Origin of the sequence: Arthrobacter sp. ISL-5, assembly GCF_018613835.1 — a bacterium.
Taxonomy (GTDB): Bacteria; Actinomycetota; Actinomycetes; order Actinomycetales; family Micrococcaceae; genus Arthrobacter.
On the sequence record NZ_JAGGPM010000016.1, the window covers coordinates 78,264 to 100,072 of the forward strand.

18 protein-coding genes and 1 tRNA gene are annotated in these 21,809 nt (G+C 66.4%); 14 read left to right on the forward strand and 5 right to left on the reverse strand.

Features of this window, described 5'->3' with window-relative positions; all coding sequences use genetic code 11:
* The first annotated feature begins 73 nt into the window (after nucleotides 1-73).
* From J7I89_RS08710 to J7I89_RS08725, 4 genes are all read left to right on the forward strand, one after another.
* The gene (locus tag J7I89_RS08710) at nucleotides 74-1,477 is read left to right on the forward strand and encodes an MFS transporter (protein ID WP_214969140.1); all 1,404 of its coding nucleotides are present in this window, start codon (nucleotides 74-76) and stop codon (nucleotides 1,475-1,477) included.
* 103 nt (nucleotides 1,478-1,580) lie between these two features.
* On the forward strand, nucleotides 1,581-2,063 hold the full coding sequence (locus tag J7I89_RS08715) for a cation:proton antiporter regulatory subunit (protein WP_214969142.1): 483 nt from the start codon (nucleotides 1,581-1,583) through the stop codon (nucleotides 2,061-2,063).
* Between the two features lie 5 nt (nucleotides 2,064-2,068).
* Nucleotides 2,069-3,253 (forward strand): cation:proton antiporter, encoded by a 1,185-nt coding sequence (locus tag J7I89_RS08720; protein WP_214969144.1) that lies wholly within the window; start codon nucleotides 2,069-2,071, stop codon nucleotides 3,251-3,253.
* A 252-nt stretch (nucleotides 3,254-3,505) separates the two neighbouring features.
* The gene (locus J7I89_RS08725) at nucleotides 3,506-4,651 is read left to right on the forward strand and encodes a DDE-type integrase/transposase/recombinase (RefSeq protein ID WP_374102012.1); all 1,146 of its coding nucleotides are present in this window, start codon (nucleotides 3,506-3,508) and stop codon (nucleotides 4,649-4,651) included.
* Between the two features lie 113 nt (nucleotides 4,652-4,764).
* Here the strand turns inward: J7I89_RS08725 and dcd are convergent, their stop codons facing one another.
* A complete protein-coding gene (dcd, locus tag J7I89_RS08730) occupies nucleotides 4,765-5,340 on the reverse strand; it encodes a dCTP deaminase (RefSeq protein ID WP_214969148.1) in 576 nt (191 codons plus the stop codon).
* A gap of 104 nt (nucleotides 5,341-5,444) precedes the next feature.
* On the opposite strand from dcd, the gene J7I89_RS08735 reads away from it, so the two are divergent.
* Nucleotides 5,445-7,307, forward strand: a complete 1,863-nt coding sequence (locus J7I89_RS08735) for a CAP domain-containing protein (RefSeq protein ID WP_251045087.1) — start codon at nucleotides 5,445-5,447, stop codon at nucleotides 7,305-7,307.
* Between the two features lie 145 nt (nucleotides 7,308-7,452).
* On the opposite strand, the gene J7I89_RS08740 is transcribed toward J7I89_RS08735, so the two are convergent.
* Complete coding sequence (locus J7I89_RS08740) at nucleotides 7,453-7,899, reverse strand: SRPBCC family protein (RefSeq protein WP_214969150.1); 447 nt, start codon at nucleotides 7,897-7,899, stop codon at nucleotides 7,453-7,455.
* 242 nt (nucleotides 7,900-8,141) lie between these two features.
* On the opposite strand from J7I89_RS08740, the gene J7I89_RS08745 reads away from it, so the two are divergent.
* From J7I89_RS08745 to J7I89_RS08755, 3 genes are all read left to right on the forward strand, one after another.
* A tRNA-Gly gene (locus J7I89_RS08745) sits at nucleotides 8,142-8,215 on the forward strand.
* A 157-nt stretch (nucleotides 8,216-8,372) separates the two neighbouring features.
* Nucleotides 8,373-8,519 (forward strand): hypothetical protein, encoded by a 147-nt coding sequence (locus J7I89_RS08750; protein ID WP_181038455.1) that lies wholly within the window; start codon nucleotides 8,373-8,375, stop codon nucleotides 8,517-8,519.
* Nucleotides 8,516-9,679 (forward strand): N(5)-(carboxyethyl)ornithine synthase, encoded by a 1,164-nt coding sequence (locus J7I89_RS08755; protein ID WP_214969152.1) that lies wholly within the window; start codon nucleotides 8,516-8,518, stop codon nucleotides 9,677-9,679. The genes J7I89_RS08750 and J7I89_RS08755 overlap by 4 nt, the downstream gene beginning before the upstream one ends.
* A 3-nt stretch (nucleotides 9,680-9,682) precedes the next feature.
* Here the strand turns inward: J7I89_RS08755 and J7I89_RS08760 are convergent, their stop codons facing one another.
* Complete coding sequence (locus tag J7I89_RS08760; RefSeq protein ID WP_214969154.1) at nucleotides 9,683-11,011, reverse strand: MFS transporter; 1,329 nt, start codon at nucleotides 11,009-11,011, stop codon at nucleotides 9,683-9,685.
* A 172-nt stretch (nucleotides 11,012-11,183) separates the two neighbouring features.
* Between J7I89_RS08760 and J7I89_RS08765 the strand changes: the two genes are divergently transcribed.
* Nucleotides 11,184-12,038 (forward strand): LysR substrate-binding domain-containing protein, encoded by an 855-nt coding sequence (locus tag J7I89_RS08765; protein ID WP_214969155.1) that lies wholly within the window; start codon nucleotides 11,184-11,186, stop codon nucleotides 12,036-12,038.
* 108 nt (nucleotides 12,039-12,146) lie between these two features.
* On the forward strand, nucleotides 12,147-12,500 hold the full coding sequence (locus tag J7I89_RS08770) for a hypothetical protein (protein WP_374102011.1): 354 nt from the start codon (nucleotides 12,147-12,149) through the stop codon (nucleotides 12,498-12,500).
* Nucleotides 12,501-12,574: 74 nt separating this feature from the next.
* Here J7I89_RS08770 and J7I89_RS08775 read toward each other — a convergent pair whose 3' ends face one another.
* Together J7I89_RS08775 and J7I89_RS08780 are read right to left on the reverse strand one after the other, a co-directional pair.
* Nucleotides 12,575-16,099, reverse strand: a complete 3,525-nt coding sequence (locus J7I89_RS08775) for a bifunctional proline dehydrogenase/L-glutamate gamma-semialdehyde dehydrogenase (protein ID WP_214969157.1) — start codon at nucleotides 16,097-16,099, stop codon at nucleotides 12,575-12,577.
* Between the two features lie 402 nt (nucleotides 16,100-16,501).
* Nucleotides 16,502-17,965 (reverse strand): amino acid permease, encoded by a 1,464-nt coding sequence (locus J7I89_RS08780; protein WP_214969159.1) that lies wholly within the window; start codon nucleotides 17,963-17,965, stop codon nucleotides 16,502-16,504.
* A 171-nt stretch (nucleotides 17,966-18,136) separates the two neighbouring features.
* On the opposite strand from J7I89_RS08780, the gene J7I89_RS08785 reads away from it, so the two are divergent.
* The 4 genes from J7I89_RS08785 to J7I89_RS08800 all read left to right on the forward strand — a co-directional run bounded on the left by J7I89_RS08785 (nucleotide 18,137) and on the right by J7I89_RS08800 (nucleotide 21,792).
* Entirely contained in the window at nucleotides 18,137-19,078 is a 942-nt protein-coding gene (locus J7I89_RS08785) for a LysR substrate-binding domain-containing protein (protein WP_214969161.1), read from the forward strand.
* A 59-nt stretch (nucleotides 19,079-19,137) separates the two neighbouring features.
* Complete coding sequence (panD, locus tag J7I89_RS08790) at nucleotides 19,138-19,566, forward strand: aspartate 1-decarboxylase (protein WP_214969163.1); 429 nt, start codon at nucleotides 19,138-19,140, stop codon at nucleotides 19,564-19,566.
* Nucleotides 19,567-19,709: 143 nt separating this feature from the next.
* The gene (locus J7I89_RS08795; protein ID WP_214969165.1) at nucleotides 19,710-20,636 is read left to right on the forward strand and encodes an AEC family transporter; all 927 of its coding nucleotides are present in this window, start codon (nucleotides 19,710-19,712) and stop codon (nucleotides 20,634-20,636) included.
* A gap of 25 nt (nucleotides 20,637-20,661) precedes the next feature.
* Nucleotides 20,662-21,792, forward strand: coding sequence for an FAD-dependent oxidoreductase (locus J7I89_RS08800; RefSeq protein WP_214969167.1), 1,131 nt, complete (start codon nucleotides 20,662-20,664; stop codon nucleotides 21,790-21,792).
* The last annotated feature ends 17 nt before the right edge of the window (nucleotides 21,793-21,809 follow it).

The window sequence follows — 21,809 nt, forward strand, 5'->3', positions numbered from 1 at the left end:
GCTAGCCCATGTTTCACCCAGCCCGTGGGAGAGTTTCCGTCCGGTGTTCGCCGCGGGCGGATAGCATCGCCGTATGAACTCCGCCGCCGCTCCCGAAGCCACGCAGCCGTCCTCGGAACTCGAGGCCGGGAACCAGGCGTCCAACAAGGGACGCATCCTTGCCTGGGCGGCGTGGGACTGGGGGTCCGCGGCGTTCAACGCGGTCATGACCACGTTCGTTTTCACCGTGTACCTGACCTCCAAGGCGTTCGGCGGCGAAGACCAGGCCTCGGCGGTGTTGGGCGGGGCGCTGGCCGTCGCGGGGGCGGCGATCGCCCTGCTCGCACCCGTCACCGGCCAGCGCTCGGACACCGGCGGACGGCGCAAGCTGTGGCTGGGAGTCAACACGGCCGCCGTCGCCCTCCTGACGGCCCTGTGCTTTTTCGTGTTTCCCCGCCCGGAGTTCCTCCTCGTGGGGGTTTCACTGATCGCCCTGGCCAACGTGTTCTTCGAGTTCGCGGGCGTCAACTACAACGCCATGCTGGCGCAGATTTCCACGCCGCGGAACATCGGCAAGGTCAGCGGCTTCGGCTGGGGCATGGGGTACCTGGGCGGCATCGTGGCCCTGCTGATTGTGCTCCAGCTCTTCGTCCAGCCGCGCTTTGAATGGCTTGGCGCCGCAACCGAGGACAGCCTCAACATCCGGCTCGTGGCAGTGTTCTCTGCCCTGTGGTTCTTCATCTTCGCCCTGCCCGTGCTGTTCGCGGTCCCGGAGCTGCCCAAGCCCCGGCACGGTGCCCGCCTCGGGTTCCTGGCGTCCTACGGCCTGCTGGTTCGCCGGATCAAGGCGATCTACCGGACCAGCCCGCACACCATCTTCTTCCTGCTGGCCAGCGCCATCTTCCGCGACGGGCTGGCCGCAGTGTTCACGTTCGGCGGGATCATCGCCGCCGGCACCTTCGGGTTCGAGCTGTCGCAGGTCATCTTCTTCGCCATCTTCGGCAATATCGTGGCGGCCGTGGGCGCCATCATCGGCGGCTTCCTGGACGACAGGGTGGGCCCGAAAACGGTGATCCTTGGCTCGCTGGTGGGGCTGTTGGTCGCCGGCACGGTGATCCTGGTGCTGGGCAACGGCGATTACGTCTTCTTCGGGATGAACTGGGCAGGCAGCACCACCTTCTGGGTGTTCGGGCTCTTCCTCTCCCTGTTCGTGGGTCCGGCCCAGGCGTCGTCGCGCGCCTACCTGGCCCGGCTCGCTCCGCAGGGTGAATCCGGCGAGCTGTTTGGCCTGTACGCAACGACCGGCCGCGCCGTCAGCTTCCTCGCACCGACGCTGTTCACGCTCTGCATCGCCGTGGCCACTCCCCTGGTGGCCGAAGGGGAGGCCCAACGCTGGGGCATCCTGGGCATCATGGTGGTGATCCTCGCCGGATTCCTGGTCCTCCTCCCGGTCAAGCCGCCCAGCGAAACCGAGATCGCCGTCGTCCCGCAGTCCTAGCGCGAACGGACACTTAAGCCCCCCGGCGCGAACGGACACTTAAGCGCCCGTTTCCCGCCCGAATCAGGGCCTTAACTGTCCGTTCGCGGACTACGCTGATGTTATGAACGTGGAAGAGACGGACCTCCCCGGCCTCGGCAGGCGCAAGGACTTCATGACGGTCTCCGGCCGGAGGATCGGTGTGGTGGAGCTGCGCGAAGGCCAGACAGAACTGTTCGTGTCCACCTGGGACGATCCGGACACGTGCCAGGCATCGATTCCACTGACCGGTGATGAAGCCGCCACTCTGGGCAATCTGCTGGGCGGCCAGCATCTGGCCATGAAACTCACGGAAGCCCACCGGGAGATACCGGGGATCGTCACGAGGCAGTTCTCGATCACCGCGGGCTCACCGTTCCAAAACCAGCCCATGGGCAAGGCGTGCATTCGCACCCGGTGCGGCGTTTCGATTGTGGCGATCATGCGTGAAGGTGAGGTGGTCCCCTCGCCGGGGCCCGACGTCGTTCTTCACTCAGGCGATCTGCTCGTCGCCGTCGGTACGCAAGAAGGGCTTGATACAGCGGCCGATATCCTGCGCAACGGCTGACGCCGATGGACGAGCTGGCACTGACCCTCATTGAACTGGGGGCCGTCGTGTTCAGCCTGGGCCTGCTGGCCCGGCTCGCGGGGCGGATCGGCATGTCGCCCATCCCGTTGTACCTGGTGGGAGGCCTGTTCTTCGGCGCCGGCGGGCTGATGAAGCTTGAAGGCATCCAGAGTTTCGCGCATCTCTCCGGCGAGATCGGTGTGATCCTGCTGCTGTTAATGCTCGGGTTGGAATATTCGGCTTCAGAGCTGGTTACCGGTATGCATCGCTCCTGGAAGGGCGGTGTCCTGGACCTTGTCTTGAATTTCCTTCCCGGAGCAGCTCTTGCCGTAATGCTGGGATGGGGCCCGGCAGGCGCAATGGTGATGGGCGGGATCACCTACATCTCTTCCTCCGGCATTGCGGCCAAGGTCATCACGGACCTTGGCCGAATCGGTAACAGGGAAACGCCGGTGATTCTCTCAATCCTGGTGTTCGAGGACCTGGCGATGGCCATGTACCTGCCCATTCTTACCGCAACGCTCGCAGGGATCAGCTTCCTCGAAGGCCTGCTGACTGTTGGCATCTCACTGGCCGTGGTCACAGTGGTACTGGCGGTGGCGCTCCGGCACGGCCATCACGTCTCCAAGGCAGTGCACAGCGAAAATTCCGAGGTCTTCCTCCTCAACCTGCTGGGTGCAGCGCTTCTGGTTGCAGGTTTGGCGTCGGCGTTGCAGGTGTCGGCCGCGGTTGGTGCCTTCTTGCTCGGCATCGCCATTTCAGGTGCGACGGCCGATAGCGCGACCCGGATCCTTGAGCCGCTGCGCGATCTGTTCGCCGCCATCTTCTTCGTGGCCTTCGGACTCAACACGAATCCGGCATCCATCCCCCCGGTACTCGGCTGGGCGCTCGTCCTGGCCGTAGTCACGGCCGCCACGAAGATGATTACAGGGGTGTGGGCGGCCAAGCGGGCAGGCATTGGGCGGCGCGGCCGGTTCCGCGCAGGAGCTGCGCTCGTTGCCCGCGGCGAGTTCTCAATCGTCATCGCCGGCCTCGCTGTGGCTTCCGGGGCGGCGTCCACCGAACTTGCCGCCCTCGCAACGGCCTACGTCCTGCTGATGGCGATCATTGGCCCGCTTGCTGCCCGGTATGTGGAGCCTGTGCTGCAGAAATTCACCCGGCCGGCAGCTCCCGACGCCGTCCACGCCTAGGGCCCGCCGGAGCCCTGCCGCGGGCTAGTCCCCGCTCATCGATGCGTGAGGTCTCGGCTTGTCCGTGCTGCCAAAGTGCCTGTGGAGTCTCATGACTTAATGGACACTTCTGTCTCAGGACATCGTGGACAGTGTGTCTCGGGACTTCGTGGACGCTGGGGCGGGTTTGCTCTCGTTATGAGCAAATTCAACCCGGATATCAAGGTCCGGCATTTGGTGGCGACGTGGCCCGAGGACGCTCCGCGGGGTGCGGTGACGCGGTTCTGCCGGCGCCCTGGGGTTTCCCGGGCTTGGTTCTACAAGATCAGGGCCGCGGCCGTGGACGCAGGACCGATCAAGGCGATGGAAACGGACTCCACCAAGCCCAAGACCAGCCCGTCTCAAGTCGGTCCCGGCACCGTTGAATTGGTGCTGTTGACGAGGGAGTCCCTGAAGCAGGCCGGCTATGACTACGGGCCGTTGAGTGTGGCCGCGAAACTACGCCGTCAAGGGTTCGAACCTCCATCCCGTGCGACCTTGGCCCGGATCTTTACCAGGGCCGGGGTTGTGGTCCCGGAGCCACGGAAAAAGCCTCGCAGTGCCTATCGCAGATTCGTCTATCCGGAGCCCAACGGATGCTGGCAGATCGACTCGACCGAGTGGCTGCTGGCCAACGGCACAAAGGTCGCAATCTTCCAGATCGTTGATGACCACTCCCGCCTGGCACTGGCCTCGCTCGTGGCAAGCGGGGAGACCAGCGAAGCGGCCATCCGGGTCGTGAATACAGCCATCGAACGCCACGGAGTCCCTCGGAAATTCCTCTCCGATAACGGCTCAGCGTTCAACCCCACCCGGATGGGGCGGACCGGCGCCCTGGTGGAATACCTGAAATCCCTCGGTGTCGAGCCGATCACCGGCAAGCCATACAAGCCCACCACTCAGGGCAAGAACGAGCGCTTCCACCGGACCCTGCACCTGTTCCTGAACAAGCGGCCGCCGGCTGCCACGATGGACGTGCTACAAGCCCACATTGACGTGTTCGACCGGTATTACAACAACGAACGCGAACACCAGTCGCTGCCTCCGGGTACTACTCCGATCGAGGCCTGGAACGCGACTGCGAAAGCCGATCCGCCGCAGCCTGTGGCGCCGGAAACCACCACGGCCCCGCCGCGCCGCAGCGTCCGCCGCACCGCCAATCTCAAAGGCGAAGCAACCGTTGTGGGCACCCGCTTCAAACTCGGCAAAGAGTACATCGGCCACGAAATACACGTCCTCTACGACGACGAAACCATCATGTTCTTCGACTCCCCCGGAACAGAAATCATCAGCCACGCACGCCCGCCAAGATTCACGAACTACGTCGGCAACAACAAACCCCGCGGATTCCTGGCCACCCAAACGTCCACGAAGTCCTGAGACAGGAAACGTCCACGATCAACTGAGACATGAAGTGTCCGCGATGTGCTGAGACATGACACGGAGCCTAAGTGCCGAGATCTCACGCCTCGGCGGCAAAGCCCGCCAAAAACCTAGATGTCCGTGCGGTGGAAGTTCAGGTGGCTGCGGCTCGCGGTGGGTCCGCGCTGGCCCTGGTAGCGGTTGCCGTATTCGCCGGAACCGTAGGGGAATTCGGCGGCGGACGACAACCGGAAGAAGCAAAGCTGGCCGATCTTCATGCCGGGCCACAGCTTGATGGGCAGCGTGGCCATGTTGGACAGCTCCAGCGTGACGTGGCCGGAGAATCCGGGGTCGATGAAGCCGGCGGTGGAGTGCGTCAGCAGGCCCAGCCGGCCGAGCGAGGACTTGCCCTCGAGGCGCGCGGCGATGTCGTCCGGCAGCGTCACGGTCTCATACGTGGAGCCGAGCACGAACTCGCCGGGGTGCAGGATGAACGGTTCGCCCTCTTCCACTTCCACCAGCCGGGTCAGCTCGGGCTGGTCTTCCGCGGGGTCGATGTGCGCGTACTTGTGGTTGTCGAACAGCCGGAAAAAGCGGTCAATCCGGACGTCCACCGAGGACGGCTGAACCATCGCGGAGTCGTACGGATCGAGAACAATCCGTTCGGAATCAATTTCGGCACGAATGTCGCGGTCAGAGATCAGCACGCCTTCCAAAATAGCATTGCTGGCGCCCGCGCCTCCCATTAGGGTTGCGAGAACAATCCGGCCGACGGTCTCACGTCACACGGCCAAAATAGAGCTGGGGATATTTGAAGAAGATTGCGGCCCACGCCGTCGTGGCGATCATGTGTGCCCTCGCACTGGCTGCGCCCGCGGCGGGCCCGCATCCGGTGCAGGCAGTCAGTCCTGCGCAGGCAGGCAGTCCGGCGGCCGCAACAGTCGGAACGCCGGTGACGCCACTTACCCCCAGCGCTTCCCCGGACATGCCCGACGACGGCGGACCGGCCACCGCAGCTCCCTCACCCGGGCGGCCACTCGCCGAAGCGGCCAACGCGGGGGGAGGCAAGGCAGCCGCCGCCCCCGCCCCGGGTTCGCCCTCCGTCCCGTCCGCAGTGGGAGCAGGGTCTGCAACGCCAGCAGGACCCGCCGCGGCAGAGGAACCGGCCGTCTCCCCGGCGCCGGAACCGGCAGTGTCCCCGGAACCGGCCGAATCCTCGGAACCTGCAGGCACAGGAACTCCCGCAGGCGACCCATCAGGAGCGGCCGCCGCCGGTCCGTCTGAGCCGGCATCCATCCCGCCGCTGTCAGCTCCGGACGACGCATTCTCCTTTCCGCAGGAGCCAGCCCAAACAGGATCCGCCCAAACAGAACCCGGGCCTGCCCCGCGAGCACTAACTCCCGAGGCACTGGTTCCGGACAGCAACGCGGCCCAGGTCGCCGCCGTCTTCAACGCGATCAACACGTACCGGGCATCCCTGGGCCTGCCCGCGGTGATGTACCACGCCACCGTTGCGGGCATGGCGCAGGAGTGGTCCGACAGCATCGCCGCCCGCGAGGTCATCGAGCACCGGGCCAGCTTCTGGACGGATGCCCGGGCGCTGAGTCCGGACAACGGCGCGGGCGAGGTCATCGCCGTCCGCTGGGACCGGGACGCCGCGCAGCTCGTCGAGTGGTGGAAGGGCTCCCCAGCCCACAATGCCATCCTCACTGATCGCCGGTTCAACGTGGTGGGCATCGGGATCACATTTACCGACGGCAACTGGCAGACCACCCCGGGCCGCTACACCATGTGGGGCGTGGTGGACTTCTTCGGCTACAGCGGCCTTCCGTCCGGGACCACCGCCGGCCCTGGCGGCAGCGCCGACGGCCCGGTCCAGCCAACCGATGTGTGCGAACCCCTGGTCAAGCACATGCCGCCGACCCTTGACCTGGCCACGGCCGCCATCAGGAGTGCCGGTGACCTGCTGTCCATGGACGCGGCGGGCCAATTGATCAACCGCCCGTCGCTCGGGAACGGGTTGTTTGGTCCGGCTGAGGTTGCCGGTTCGGGATTTGCCGCCGCCCAGGCCGTTTTTGTCACGGACTGGGAGCGAGACGGCATCTTTGACGTGCTGGCGCAGTGGGCGGACGGCCGGCTGACGCTGCATTCCGGGGCACTGGCGGGCGGTTTCCTGGCGCCTGTCACGCTGGGCCAGTCCGGCTGGGCGGGGCTGACGCTGGCAACCGGCGGATGGTGCTCGGCCAACCGGCTTCCCCAGCTCCTGGCCTTGGATTCCGCGGCAAACCTCTGGCTGTACCCGAACCTGGGCAGCGGCGACCTGGTCCAGCGCACGCTGATCGCGTCCGGCGTTTCGGCGACGTGCCTGGCCATGGTCGATTTCGACGGCGACGGTTTCCAGGATCTGCTGGCCCGCCAGGGCGACGGTAACGTCCTCCTGTACCGGGGATCCGGCACGCCGTGGCCCAAGGCCGAGGCCCGAACCGCGGTGACCAGCGGCTGGGGTGACGTGTCGGCGATCCGCTCCCTGCGGGACGTCACGGGCTCCTATTCCGCCGGGCTGGCGCTGCAGAGGGCGGGCAATTCCGTGCAGTACCTGGGCCTCAGCGGCGGAGCCCTGAGCGCGCCGTCAGCAGTTCCAGGAACCTGGACCGGCCAGCGGCTCGCGCAGTAAACCCAGGAAATCGCCGCAGAGCGCGTGCGGCATCCCTTCGCCACGGCGGCTTCCCTACGGTACGCCGCCGGAACGGCGCGGCAGCGACCCAAGGGTCCGGCAGCGGAACCGCACCGCACCGGAACCGCAGCCCCGCCGCGGAGTCCTAGTCCGCCGTCGGACGCCCTTCGAGCACGGCCCTGAGCCGCTCCAGCTGCGCGACCTGCGCTTTCAGCCTCCGCTGGGCCGCCGGGCGGGCGAGACTCCGGAGTCCTTTGAGCGGGGATTCGAGGGCGAAGCGCACGCGCGTTCCGGCGCCCTCCGTGCTGAGGTAGAACCCGCCATGGGGCAAGGACGGCCCGGCCACCACCTGGAACCGGATTTCGGCGCCCGGCCGTGCGTGCGTGATCTCAAAGTCCCCCGCGACCGGACGGCCCCGTGGACCGGTAAGTGTCACCTGGTACCGTGCACCGGCACTCCCCGCGCTGCCCGAACTCAGGCTGATGCTGCGGATACCCTGCTGCCACAACGGGAGGTTCAGCCCGTTCAGCAGGAAGGTGTAGACCGTCATCGCATCGCGCTGCACGAGGACCTCGTGTTCTGCAAATGCCATCGGATCCTTTTCCAGCGTCGGGCGGTTCGCGTAGCCCGTTCCCCCGATCTGCAGCTAACTGGACTCAGGATAGCCAGCGGCGCGAAGCCCCGGTGAAAGCTGGCCGGGCCTTTACCGAAGAGTTACGGGAGTCAGCAGGTGGGCCGGCCCGGAGAACGCGCGCAGGGCACGGAGCGGCGGTGACCCTGCCCGCGACGCAACTGCGCTAAGCTAGGTTCTGCGCCAGCGATATCCGGTGCAATGCGGCTGTAGCACAATGGTAGTGCGCTAGCTTCCCAAGCTCGACACGCGGGTTCGATTCCCGTCAGCCGCTCCATTTTCCGTCCAGGAGGCCATCACGGCCCCCGCCCGCCTGGAGCCGTGCGAGAGCCGGCCCGGAGCCGCCCGAGACCGGGCCATTCCCGCAGCCCATTAGGCAGCTACCTGTATCGTCAGAAGTCAGGAACCTCTTCGGTTCCGCTACAGGAGCAACCATGGCTGACAAGTCCCCCCGTCAAGCAGCATCCAAAAAATCCGGCAAATCCATCAAGGAAAAGCGCGCCGACAAGAGAGCCGCCGCAGCACCGGCCAGCTCACTGGACAAGACCAGCGCCAAGCCGGTGACGGCAAAGAAGAAGTGACCGGCTCGCCGAACCATCTCACCCTCGGGGTTGTCTCGTCGTCACGCAAACCGGATGAACGCCGCCTCCCCCTGCACCCCCTCCACCTTGAGCGCATCGCCCCGGAGCTGCGCCAGCGCATGATCCTCGAGCGCGGCTACGGCGAACGCTTCGGCTTTTCCGACGCCCAGCTCGCCCCGCTGGTGGGCAGCCTGGCCGGCCGCGAAGAGCTGCTGGCGAAGGCCGACGCCGTCCTGCTGCCCAAGCCGCAGCCGCAGGACCTCGCCGAACTGCGCGACGGCCAGGTCCTCTGGGGCTGGCCGCACTGTGTCCAGGACCGCGCCATCACCCAGCTGGCCATCGACAAGAAGCTCACGCTGATCGCCTTCGAGGCCATGAACCACTGGGCCAGCGACGGCGGATTCGGCCTGCACGTGTTCCACAAGAACAACGAACTCGCAGGCTACTGCTCGGTGATCCACGCCCTGGCCCTGACCGGGTCCACTGGCGATTACGGCCGGCGGCTCAGCGCCGTCGTCATCGGTTTCGGCGCGACCGCACGCGGTGCGGTGACGGCCCTGAACGCCCACGGCATCCATGACGTCCAGGTGCTGACCAACAGGGGTGTGGCCGCGGTGGGCTCCCCCATCCACTCGGTGCGGATCGCGCAGTTCGACCACGATGACAAGGCGCCGTTCCTCAGCCAGGTCATCACCGAACGCGGCCGCGTCCCGCTGGCCCCGTTCCTGGCCGAAAGCGACATCGTGGTCAACTGCACCCTGCAGGACCCCAACAATCCGCTGACGTACCTGCGGACGGAGGACCTGGGCGCATTCCGGCCGGGAAGCCTGATTGTGGACGTCTCCTGCGACGAGGGCATGGGCTTCAGCTGGGCCAGGACCACCACGTTCGCCGAGCCGATGTTCACCGTGGGCGACCACATCGACTACTACGCGGTGGACCACAGCCCGTCCTACCTGTGGAACTCCTCCAGCTGGGAAATCAGCGAGGCGCTCCTGCCGTTCCTCGAGACGGTCATGTCCGGCCCCGCCGCGTGGGAGGACAGCGACACCATCGCCCGCGCCATCGAAATCCGCGACGGCGCCATCATCAACAAGGACGTGTTGGAGTTCCAGCGCCGGGAGGCTGATTACCCGCACGCGGTGCTGCCGGAAAGCTGAGGCTTAGCCGGCCCGCTGCACCACCCGCAGCAGGCGCCGGCGATCCCGGAAGTCCACCTTGAGCTTCAGCTCACCCTTGCGGGCGAGTACGACGGCGACTGTCGCCGCTGCGAGCGCCGGCACCCCGCCTGCCACCAGGAGGGCGGCCTGCGGATCCAGGTGCTCGGCGATGGACCCGATCATGGGGCCGCCGATCGCCTGGCCGCCGATCAGCACCATGATGTACAGGCTCATCACCCGGCCGCGGATCCCCATGTTGGAGCTGATCTGGACCAGCTGGTTGGATGCGGTGAGGAACATCAGGCACCAGAATCCTGACAGCACCATGGCGGCGCCGAACCAGGCCAGGGACGGCGCGAAGGCGGACAGGCACAGCATGAGCCCGTACATCCCGGCGCCCAGGACCACGGACCGCAGCCGCAGCTGGCGGCGCCGGGTGGACGCGACCGCGCCGGCCAGCGCGCCGAGCGCCACGAGCGCGTTCAGCATCCCGTACCCGCCGGCGCCGATGCCGTAGACACGGTCCGCAAACGCGGCGAGCAGCACCGGCAGGCTCATGGCGAACACTGCGATGAAGCCGACCATCAGCCACGGCCAGTAGATGGTGGGCTTGCTGAGGGCGTACCGCAGCCCTTCGCGCAGCATGCCCTTGCGCTTCGGAGCCGGGGCGCTGACAAACAGCTGGTCCTTGCGCAGGAGAAGCAGCATGGCCACCGTGGAGCAGCAGGCCACCGCGTTGGCGGCGAAGGCCCAGCCGGCCCCGACCGCGGTGAGCAGCACGCCGGCGAGCGCCGGGCCGATCAGCCCTCCCAGCTGGAACGTTGTGGAGTTCACGCTGATGGCATTGCGCAGGTACCGAGGACCCACGAGCTCATGGACGAACACCTGCCGCGCCGGCTGGTCCAGCACCGTGACCAGGCCCAAAACGAACGCGATGACATACACGTGCCAGACCTCGATCCCGCCGCCCAGCGCCAGGGCGGCAAGGGCGGCAGCCAAGACGGCGGCGACCGACTGGCAGATGATCAGGATCCTGCGCTTCGCGAACCGGTCCGCCATCATCCCGCCCCACGGGCCGAGCACGAGCGACGGCATGAACTGCAGCGCCACGGTGATGCCGACGGCGGTGACGGATCCGGAGAGCTGAAGCACCAGCCAGTCCTGGGCGATGCGCTGCATCCAGAGGGCGATGACGGCCACGAAATGGCCGATCGCGAAGATGCGGAAGTTGGGGACTCGGAGGGAAATGAAGGTGTGGCGCCACGGAAGGCGTTCACTGACGACGGCGACGGGCTGGGTGACGGTGGCCGTTGACGGCGGTGGGGGTGTCACAGGAGTTCCTCAGGAGAGCGGGCCGGCGGGGACGCCTCTAACGCTAGGGCGGCGGCGAACGATTATGTAAGACTATTGGTCGTATAACTAGCATTGCGGATCGTAATGCCGGCTCCGTGGCCGGCCGCCGCCACCCCGCAGCCCAGCCCGCCCGCCCTACCCAGGAGGACGCATGTTCGAACCGGCACAGCTCCGATCGTTCCTCGCCGTTGCCGAGACGCTGAGCTTCACCAAGGCGGCGGACCGCCTGGGCCTCGCCCAGCCGACCGTCAGCCAGCATGTGCGCAAACTGGAGACCGCGGCCAAGCGGATGCTGATCACCCGCGACACGAGGGACGTCCGGCTGACGGACAACGGCGATGCGATGGCCGGGTTCGCCCGGAGCATCCTCTCCGCCCACGACGCCGCCGCGCGCTACTTCTCCGGTTCCGCCATGCGCGGCCGCCTGCGGTTCGGCACGGCGGACGACCTGGCCATCACGGGGCTTCCGCGCATCCTGCGGGAATTCCGGCAGATCTATCCGCAGATCAACCTGGAGCTCACGGTCGGCCAGAGCGACCAGCTGTACAAGCGGCTCAACTCGGGGCAGCTGGACCTGGTCTTCGTGAAATGGGTGGCCGGGGCAAAGGACGGCACCGTAGTCCAGCACGATTCCTTTTCCTGGGTCGGCCTCGAGCAGACCGCTCTGGAGCCCGGCGATCCGGTGCCGCTGATCGCCTACCCGTCGCCCAGCCTGAGCCGGAAACTCGCCATCGACGCCCTCGAATCCGTCGGCCGGACATGGCGCATCACGTGCACCACCAAGCAGATCAGCGGCGTGCTGGCGGCCGTCCGCGCCGGCATCGGCGTGGCAGTCATGCCCTCCTCACTGGTGCCCGAGGACCTGAAAATCATCACGCGCCGCTTCGAGCTGCCGCCGGTGGGGGACGTCGATTTCACCCTGATCCGGAACCCGCTGGCCAACGCCGAGGTGATCGATGCACTGACCCAGGCCATCATGGGAAGGACGCTCAAGAAGCCGGTTTGAACCGGGTCAGGCCGGGGTACGAACGAAAAAATGATTGATAACCGTTCGCAGCGGGCCTATGCTGGCAATGTTGTCAGTCATGCAGCGGCTGATAACAAAAAGGTTTCGATGACGAACATGCCTGGCAACGTCGCCCGCACTGTTCGGGATAGGTACGCCGTGACCACAGCCGCAAACCACCGCCACATCCCGCACCACTCTATGTCCCCCCACTCTACGACGCACCAATCTGCGACGCACCACTCCAGGACAGTCGACACGGAATATGTCGGCAAGCCCAACTGCGAAAAGTGCGGAACAGACGAGTTCATTTACCTCGAGTCCTTCATTCCACCGAAGTACCGCCATGACGGCGCCGTCAGGACGCTGGGCGAAGTCGCCTACACCTGCACCCGGTGCGAGGACTTTTCCGCCCACAGCGTCCCCGCGTCCTGGGCTCCGCCCGGCTGGTACCTGGGCTAAAACTGCACGAGCAAACGAACGGGCGGGCACCGGATGGTGCCCGCCCGCTGTTGTGCCTTTTTGACGCCTGAAGGCTAGATCAGCGAATCGGACAGGTGGTTCGGCGTTCCGAAGCGGTGCGCCGTGATGCTGACGGCCTGCTCGTGCAGGAACGGCAGCATCTCGATGCGGCCGGCCTCCGTCACCTCGTGCGCGTAGATGGCCAGGTCCGGGCGGCCGCCTGTCACCTCGGCCAGCGCCGCCGCAGAGCCGCCGATCAGGCGGATGCGGGCGCCGGACAGTTTGCCGGCGGCGGCGAGCCTGCCCGCGGAGGCCAGCCACGCGGCGTCGTCCTCCGCCGTGACGGCGATGTCCAGACCGGTCAGCACGGCACGCAACTGTGCCGGAAGTTCGACGCCGGTGGAGACGGTCAGCCGCGATCCGGCAAGTACGCCGGCGGCTACTGTCCGGACGAGCGCGGCGAGGGATCCGCCGTCGGACAGCCGGACGGTGACCGGCAGGGCACGGTAACGGAAGACGTTCCGCTCGGCGCCCAGACCGGAGACGTCCCTGGCCGCGCCGAACTCGTCCGCCCAGGCAAGGGCGTCGGAGCCCAGCGCCCGCTGCAGCTTGTCCAGCTCTGCGGCCTCGAACTCGCCCTTCACGGAATCCACGAGGCGCCGCACGCCCGGGCTGGAGATGCGCGCCGCTGAGCCCTGCGCGCTTTCCTTGCTGGTCCAGTCGCCGAGGCCGGCGAGGTAGTTGGGTCCGCCCGCCTTGGTGCCGGCGCCGACCGCTGACTTCTTCCAGCCGCCGAACGGCTGGCGCTGCACGATGGCCCCGGTGATGCCTCGGTTGACGTAGAGGTTTCCGGCCTGGATGGTGTCCAGCCACAGGCCGAGCTCTTCGGTGTTGAGGGAGTGCAGTCCGGCGGTGAGGCCGTATTCGATCTGGTTCTGGATGGCGATGGCGTCTTCCAGGGTTTCGGCGGTCATGACACCCAGGACCGGGCCGAAGAATTCGGTCAGGTGGAAGTAGGATCCGCGGCGCACGCCGTAGCGGACGCCGGGGCTCCACAGCCTGCCGGTGCCGTCCAGCTTCCGCGGCTCGACGGCCCAGTTCTCGCCTTCACCGAGCGTGGTGAGGGCATTGAGCAGCTTGCCGCTGGCGGGCTCGATGATCGGGCCCATCTGGCTCGTGGGGTCTTCCGGGTAGCCCACCTTGAGGGACGTCACGGCGTCGATCAGCTGGTTGTGGAACCGCCTGGACTTGGCCACGGAGCCCACCAGGATCACCAGCGACGCGGCCGAGCACTTCTGGCCGGCGTGCCCGAACGCGGAGTAGGCCACGTCCTTGGCGGCGAGGTCCAGGTCCGCGCTGGGGGTCACGATGATGGCGTTCTTGCCGCTGGTCTCGGCCAGGAGCGGCAGGTCCTTGCGGAAGGATCGGAACAGCTCGGCCGTCTCGTAGCCGCCGGTGAGGATCACGCGGTCCACGGACGGGTGCGAGATCAGCTGCTGGCCGAGCTCACGTTCGCCCAGCTGCACCATGGTCAGCACGTCGCGGGGCACGCCGGCCTCCCACAGCGCCTCGATCATCACGGCACCGCTGCGGCGCGCCTGCTTGGCGGGCTTGATGACGACGGCGGAACCGGCGGCGAGCGCCGCGAGCGTGGAGCCGGCGGGGATGGCCACCGGGAAGTTCCACGGCGGGGTCACCACGGTGAGCTTCGCCGGAACGAACGTGGCGCCGTCGACGTCGTCGAGCTTGCGTGCCGACTCGGCGTAGTAGTGGGCGAAGTCGACAGCCTCGCTGACCTCGGGGTCGCCCTGGTCGATGGTCTTGCCGGTCTCGCTGGCCATGACCTCGAGCAGGTCCGCGCGGTGGGCCTCGAGGGTTTCGCCGGCGCGGTGCAGGATCTCGGCACGTTCGGCGCCGGAGAGTGCGCCCCAGGCCTTGCCCTTTTCGACGGCGGTTTCGATCACCGTGTTGAGCGTTTCTGCGTCCGAGATGGTGGCGGCCTCCACGGAGGCGTTGCCCAGGGTCGACGCCGGAACGCGGTCCAGGATGGCGCGGCCCCAGTCGCGGTTGGCGGGCAGGGACGGGTCAGTGTCCGGGGTGTTCCGGAAGCCGTCGTGGGGCATCGGCGCGGCCGGGAGGCTGCGGTTCTGCCGGCGGTTCGGCGCCGGAACCTCGTCGTCGAGTTCCGCCAGGGAGGACAGGAAACGCTGCTTTTCGCGCTCGAACAACGCCTCGTTCTCACTGAGCTCAAAGACGGCGGACATGAAGTTGTCCTGGCTGGCACCCTCTTCGAGGCGGCGGATCAGGTAGGCGATGGCGACATCAAACTCCGCCGGGTGCACCACGGGGGTGTACAGCAGGAGCGAGCCGACGTCCTTCTTCACGGCTTCGGCCTGGCCCTGCGCCATGCCGAGCAGCATCTCGAATTCGATGCCGGATTCCACGCCGCGCTGCTTGGCGAGCAGCCAGGCGAAGGCGATGTCGAACAGGTTGTGGCCAGCCACGCCGATCCGGATGTTCCTGATCCGGTCCGGGTGCAGCGAGTAGTTGATGACGCGCTTGTAGTTGGTGTCCGAGTCCTGCTTGGTGCCCCAGGTGGCCAGCGGCCAGTCATGGAGGGAGGATTCGACCTGCTCCATGGGCAGGTTGGCGCCCTTGACCACGCGGACCTTGATGGCGGAGCCGCCCTCGGCGCGGCGGGCGGCGGCCCAGTCCTGCAGGCGGATCATGGCGGACAGCGCGTCCGGAAGGTAGGCCTGCAGCACGATGCCGGCCTCGAGGTTCTTGAACTCCGGCTTGTCCAGGATCCGGGTGAAGACCGCGATGGTCATGTCCAGGTCCTTGTACTCCTCCATGTCCAGGTTGATGAACTTCGCTGTGGGGAAGGAGGCGGCGCGGGTGAACAGCGGGGTGAGCTTTTCGACGACGTGCTCCACGGCCTCGTCGAAGGCCCAGGCGGAGTGCGGGGCAACGGTGGAGGAGACCTTGATGGACACGTAGTCCACGTCCGGGCGGGCCAGCAGCGTGTGGGTGCCCTCGAGCCGGCGGGATGCCTCGTGCTCGCCCAGGACTGCCTCGCCGAGGAGGTTCACGTTGAGCTTGATGCCGTCCTTGCGGATCTTGGCGATGGCCGGACCCAGCTTCGCGTCGGTGGCATCGACGATGAGGTGGCCCACCATTTCACGGAGGACGCGGCGGGCGATCGGAATGACCACCTGCGGCAGGACCGGAGCCATGGTGCCGCCGAGCCGGACGGCGCTGCGCATGTGCCATGGCAGGAAGGCCGGAACCCTCGGGGCAAGGGCGGCTAGGTTGCGGGCGGCCACGTGCAGGTCTTCGGGACGGACCACGCCGTCCACGAACCCGACCGTGAAGTCGAGCCCGTTCGGGTCCTTGAGGACGCCGGCGAGCTGCTGGGCCGAGGCGTCGACGGGGACCTTGGCGGCCTCCGTGAGCCAGTGGCGCACCAGTGCGATGGCTTCGCCGGACAGGGCGGTGGCTTCGGCGACGTCGGAGCCCGCCGGGCGGGTAGTGACGGCGCCGGTCTCAGCGGCGTCGTTGCCTGCGGAAACGCGGTGATCCGTTGCGGTGTTGGTCATGGCTTTTCTCGTTCTTTCAGTGGTTGGTGACCTCTTACTCATCAGTATGAGCCTGCAATCACATAAGATAAAGCGATGTTTTCTGAGCAATACAGGTTAGAAAAACCGAATGCTCAAACTCCCGTCCGAACGTTCGGAAAACCGCGGAAAATCCACCCTTTGCCACCGCCCCAACAACGCTCTCTCACATCCTGTCGCTTCTTCCCGGACGCTCTCTCACTTCCTGTCGGTTCTTCCCCGACGCTCTCTCACTTCCGGGCGCATCCCCCGGACGCTCTCTCACTTCCTGCAGAGAAAGCACGAACCCTCTCTCACCGGGTGAGAGAGGGTTCGTCAATATCGCGCAACATGCGCGAGAGCGTCCTGTGAATTGCTGCAGGAGGTGAGAGAGCGTTCGGGTTGCTAGTTCACGGGGGTGTGCATCTCCACTGCCTCTTCATGCCGCGGGCTGTTCGGGTTCATCAGCGAGTGCTTGCGGCCGTAGCCGAAGTAGATGACCAGCCCGATGACCAGCCAGATGCCGAAGCGGAGCCAGGTCTCCCAGTGCAGCTGGAACATCAGGAGCGCCGAAGCAAGGACACCGAAGGCGGGAACGACGGGCATGAGCGGCAGGCGGAACGTGCGCGGTGCGTCCGGCTTCTTGTAGCGGAAGATGATCACCGAGAAGCACACCACCACGAACGCGGCCAGGATGCCGATATTGGTGAGGTCGGCCACGGCCTTGATGGGGAACACGCCGGCAAGCAGGGCGGAGGCGATGCCGGCGATCCACGTGACGCGCTGCGGGGTGCCGTGCCGGTCTGTCTTCGAGAACCAGCCCGGCAGGAGTCCGTCGCGGCTCATGGAGAACCACACGCGGGTGACGCCCAGGAGGAAGGTGAGCATCACGGTGAGGATGGACAGCACAGCGAAGACGGAGATGATGGTGGCGATGACAGGCAGGCCGACGCTGGTGAACGCGGAGGCGAATCCGGCGGCCGGATCAATGTCCCGGTAGTTCTGCATGCCGGTAAGCACCAGTGTTGCCGCGACGTAAAGCAGCATGGCGACGATGAGGGACAGGATGATGGCCTTGGGCATGTGCTTCTTGCCGTCGGTGGCTTCTTCAGCAGCTGTGCTCATGGCGTCATAACCGAACACGGCGAAGAACACTGTCGCGGATCCGGCCAGGACGGGGCCGAAGCCGCTGGGCATGAACGGGTTGAAGTTTTCGGCGTTGATGTAGAAGACGCCGAGGCCAATGATGAACAGGATCAGGATGACCTTGATGGCCACGGCCACAAGCTCAAAACGGCCGAAGGTCTTGGTGCCGCGGGACAGGATCCAGGTGACGATCAGGCAGACGATGATGGCGGGGATGTTGATGATGCCGCCCTTGCCCTCGTCCGGCGTGGACGTCATCCACACGGGCATGTGGATGCCGATCCCGGACAGGAACGCATCGAAGTAGCCGGAAATGCCGATGGCCACCACCGCCACGATGGCGATGTATTCGAGCAGCAGGTCCCAGCCGATAAACCAGCCGATGATTTCACCCAGTGCCACGTAGCCGTAGGTGTAGGCGGATCCTGCGCGCGGGATCATGCCGGCGAACTCCGCGTAGGAGAGCGCAGCGGCCGCCGAGGCGAGGCCCGCGATCAGGAAGGAAAACAGCACCGCCGGGCCGACACCCGGCGTGTCTTCGCTGCCGTGGGCCACAAGCCCGGCCAACGAGAAGATGCCGACGCCGATGATGCCGCCGACGCCGATGGCGGTGAGCTGCCACAGCCCGAGGGACTTGAACAGGCCGCTGTGCTTGTTCTCGATCTCGATGTCATCAATCGGCTTGCGGCGCAGAATGGACTGCGTGGGATCGTTTGTACTCATCAGGGACTCCTGCGTAGGTGCGGCCCCATCAATCAGCCCTGTGATGGGGGTAACTCAGTCTGATCAGTATGCAAGCAACGTTGCATTAGATAAAGTGAATACTCCTAACCATTATTCGTTAGTCCAGCCATTCAATTTGGTTTCAACCGGATTCAACCAAAGGAACAGCCCGTGCTCGATGTTCGACGGTTGAGGCTGCTCCGCGAGCTGAAGATCCGGGGCACGCTCGCCGAGGTGGCCGCAGCCCTGCAGTACAGTCCGTCCTCAGTTTCCCAGCAATTGGCCCTCCTTGAGAAGGAAGTGGGGGTGGAATTGCTCAGGAAAACCGGCCGCAGGGTTCAGCTGACGCCCCAGGCCGAGGTCCTTGTGGCCCATACCGCGCAGCTTCTTGAGACGCTGGAGCAGGCTGAGGCGGATCTGGCTGCGTCACTCACCACGGTCTCCGGAACGGTCCGGATCGCAGTTTTCCAGTCTGCGGCCCTGGCCCTCATGCCGGACACCCTGACCCGGATGGCGGGAACCTACCCGGAGGTCCGGATCGAAATGATCCAGCGCGAACCCGAAACGGCACTGCATGAGACGTGGGCGCGGGACTTCGACCTCGTGATTGCCGAGCAGTACCCGGGCCATGCAGCGCCCCGCTATCCGGAACTGGACCGCATCCGCCTGACGGGTGATGCCATCAGGCTCGCGGTGCCGCCTGCGGCAGAGGGCAGGGCCAAAGTCACGTCCCTCGCGGACACGGCGGAGATGCCGTGGGTCATGGAGCCGCGCGGCGCGGCCTCCCGCCACTGGGCCGAACAGGCCTGCAGGAGCGCCGGCTTCGAACCCGATGTGCGCTTCGAAACGGCAGACCTTCAGGCCCAGATCCGCCTGATCGAGTCGGGAAATGCCGTGGCACTGATGCCGGACCTCGTGTGGACCGGCCGCGCCACCACCGCCCAACTGATGGAGCTGCCGGGAAAACCCCGCCGGACGGTCTTCACCTCGGTGCGCCGCTCCAGCGCCCAGCGGCCCGCCATCCTCGCCGCACGCGAGATCCTGGCGGCGACCGCCGCCTCCATCGCGGCCGCCCAGGAAGAATCGGACGCCGCAGCAGCGGGACAAGGTTAGCGGCCGGGGTGTTCTGGCTCACAGCCATACGGCTAGCCCGGCGTTACACTGTTGAGGTTATGAATCGCACAATGTTTAAGTCCAAGATCCACCGCGCCACTGTCACGCACGCGGACCTGCACTACGTGGGCTCGGTCACCGTGGACCTGGACCTGCTGGATGCTGCCGACATCATGCCTGGCGAGCTCGTGGCCATTGTGGACGTCACCAACGGCGCCCGCCTTGAGACCTATACCATCGCCGGCGAGCGCGGTTCCGGCGTCATCGGGATCAACGGCGCGGCCGCGCACCTGATGCACGAAAACGACATCGTCATTCTGATCACCTATGCCCAGATGACCACGGAAGAGGCCAAGGCCTACGATCCCAAGGTGGTCCACGTGGACAAGGACAACAAGATTGTCCAGATCGGCAACGATCCCGCGGAGGGCCACACCGCCGGTCTCATGCGCCCGCCGTTCGCGTTGAACAACGCCACGTGCAGCTGACTGCGCCCCTCAACTGGCCCAGGGCATCTGGCTGCCCGAATAGCGAGATCCCTGCCACAAGCTCATCCTTCGCTGAATAAATCTGATTAGGCTGGGATGGTGGACGCCACCGCCTGTAGACCCGACCCTTCAGAGACACCCGGATGCTAGGTGTCCTCGCGGGGTTTTTCGTCGTCTGGTCCATCATTCTGGTTGGCATGTTCGTCGGCAGGAAAGGCATCCTCGGCGACAACGCACGCCAGGTCCTGAGCGCGCTGACCTTCTTTGTGGCCAGCCCGGCCCTGCTTTTCGAGACACTGAGCAAGGCCCGCCTCCACGATGTCTTCGCCGCTCCCCTGCTGGTTGCGGCGGTGGGCGCCATTGCCACAGCCGCCCTGTTCTTCATCATTGTCAGGTTCCTCCTCAAGCGCAGCGTGCCCGAGTCGCTCATGTCGTCCATGAGCGCCTCCCTGGCGAACTCGGCCAACCTGGGCATTCCGATCGCCGTGTACGTCCTCGGCGACGCCAGCTATGTGGCTCCCCTACTGATCTTCCAGCTGGCGTTCTTCACGCCGCTGTTCCTCATGGCCCTCGATTCGACCACCAGCTCGCACCGCACCACCCCGCTCCGTTTCGCCGTGATGATCCTCAAGAACCCGATGATCGTGGGCTCGGCGCTGGGCCTGGTTGTGGCCGGGACGGGCTGGCAGGTCCCGGCGCTGATCCTGCAGCCCATCCACCTGATCGGCGGTGCCGCCATTCCGGCCATGCTGATGGCCTTCGGCATGAGCCTGAACGGATCGAGGCCGCTGCAGGCAGCCCAGGGACGCCGGGCTGACGCCCTGCTGGCGAGCGCCTTCAAGCTCATTGTCCACCCGTCGATCGCCTATGTTTTTGCCCGCTTCGCGCTGGGCCTCGAGGGCCAGGCGCTGTTCGCCGTCGTGGTGACCTCCGCCCTGCCCACTGCCCAGAACGTCTTCGTGGCGGCCAGCCGGTACAAGACCGGCCTCACGGTCGCCAAGGACACCGTGCTCATCACCACCGTCGTAGCGGTCCCCGCCATGATCGGCGTGGCAGTGCTCCTGACGTGAGAACCCACCCGATTCGGAGGAAACCTTGAACCCAACCCTGGACACCGTCGTCATCGGAGGCGGCGCCATGGGCTCCGCTGCGGCGTGGGCGCTGGCCCGGCGCGGCCGGGACGTGACCCTGCTGGAGCAGTTCGGCCCGGGGCACCGCATCGGGGCCTCCCACGGGGCCACGCGGAACCTCAGCCTGGCCTACTCCGAGCCGGAGTACGTCGCCATGCTGGCCGAGGCGCTCACGCTCTGGGGCGAGCTTGAAAACGAGAGCGGCGAGCAGCTGCTGGCGCGCACCGGCGTCGTAAACCACGGCCCGGATCCGCAGCTGGGCGCCATCCATGACGCGCTGACCAAGGCCGGCCTGCGGGCCGATTTTCTGCCGGTGCCGGAAGCCGGCGAGCGCTGGCGCGGCATCCGGTTCGACCAGCAGGTCCTGTACATGCCCGACGGCGGGCAGCTCAATCCCGAAGCGGCGCTGCCGGCCCTCCAGCGGCTGGCCGCCGCAAACGGGGCCGCGATCCGCCACCATGCGAAGGTTGTGGAACTGAAGATCCTCGACGACGGCGTGCGGCTCACCGTGGACGACGGCGGCCGCACCGAGGTGCTGACCGCCCGCCAGGCTGTGGTCACCGCGGGCGGCTGGACGTCGAAGCTGCTCGCCGGAGCCGTGGCCACGCCGCGGCTGACGGTGACCCAGGAGCAGCCGGCGCACTTCGGCATCTCCGACGACGGCGCCGAATGGCCCGGATTCAACCACTTCCCGGGACCCGGGGAGGGCTACGACGGCTGGTACTCGCCCGTGTACGGCATGCTCACCCCGGGCGAGGGCGTCAAGGCAGGCTGGCACGGAGTGGGCCCGGTGGTGGACCCGGACCGGAGGTCCTTCCGGCCCGAGCCGCGGCAGCGCGCCGCGCTGCAGCAGTACGCCAGGCAGTGGCTGCCCGGCGTGGATGCCGACGTCATGGCCGACATCAGCTGTACCTACACCACGGTGCCGGACCATAACTTCGTGCTGGACCGCATCGGCCCGGTGGTCATCGGGGCCGGTTTCGCCGGCCACGGATTCAAGTTCACGCCGGTGGTGGGCAGGATACTGGCCGACCTCGCCGCCGGGGACGGCCCGGCACCGGCCATGTTCTCGGCCACCCGCGCCAGTCTCCGCTAGCCCGGCGGCCAGGACGA

What these genes read in the sequence shown, in the direction of transcription:
- J7I89_RS08780 (WP_214969159.1), bottom strand. Translation starts at nt 17,965, where the DNA reads ATGAGTACAAACGATCCCACGCAGTCCATTCTGCGCCGCAAGCCGATT.
- J7I89_RS08775 (WP_214969157.1), bottom strand. Translation starts at nt 16,099, where the DNA reads ATGACCAACACCGCAACGGATCACCGCGTTTCCGCAGGCAACGACGCC.
- J7I89_RS08770 (WP_374102011.1), top strand. Translation starts at nt 12,147, where the DNA reads ATGACGAACATGCCTGGCAACGTCGCCCGCACTGTTCGGGATAGGTAC.
- J7I89_RS08765 (WP_214969155.1), top strand. Translation starts at nt 11,184, where the DNA reads ATGTTCGAACCGGCACAGCTCCGATCGTTCCTCGCCGTTGCCGAGACG.
- J7I89_RS08720 (WP_214969144.1), top strand. Translation starts at nt 2,069, where the DNA reads ATGGACGAGCTGGCACTGACCCTCATTGAACTGGGGGCCGTCGTGTTC.
- J7I89_RS08715 (WP_214969142.1), top strand. Translation starts at nt 1,581, where the DNA reads ATGAACGTGGAAGAGACGGACCTCCCCGGCCTCGGCAGGCGCAAGGAC.
- J7I89_RS08710 (WP_214969140.1), top strand. Translation starts at nt 74, where the DNA reads ATGAACTCCGCCGCCGCTCCCGAAGCCACGCAGCCGTCCTCGGAACTC.
- J7I89_RS08750 (WP_181038455.1), top strand. Translation starts at nt 8,373, where the DNA reads ATGGCTGACAAGTCCCCCCGTCAAGCAGCATCCAAAAAATCCGGCAAA.
- J7I89_RS08795 (WP_214969165.1), top strand. Translation starts at nt 19,710, where the DNA reads ATGCTAGGTGTCCTCGCGGGGTTTTTCGTCGTCTGGTCCATCATTCTG.
- J7I89_RS08740 (WP_214969150.1), bottom strand. Translation starts at nt 7,899, where the DNA reads ATGGCATTTGCAGAACACGAGGTCCTCGTGCAGCGCGATGCGATGACG.
- panD (WP_214969163.1), top strand. Translation starts at nt 19,138, where the DNA reads ATGAATCGCACAATGTTTAAGTCCAAGATCCACCGCGCCACTGTCACG.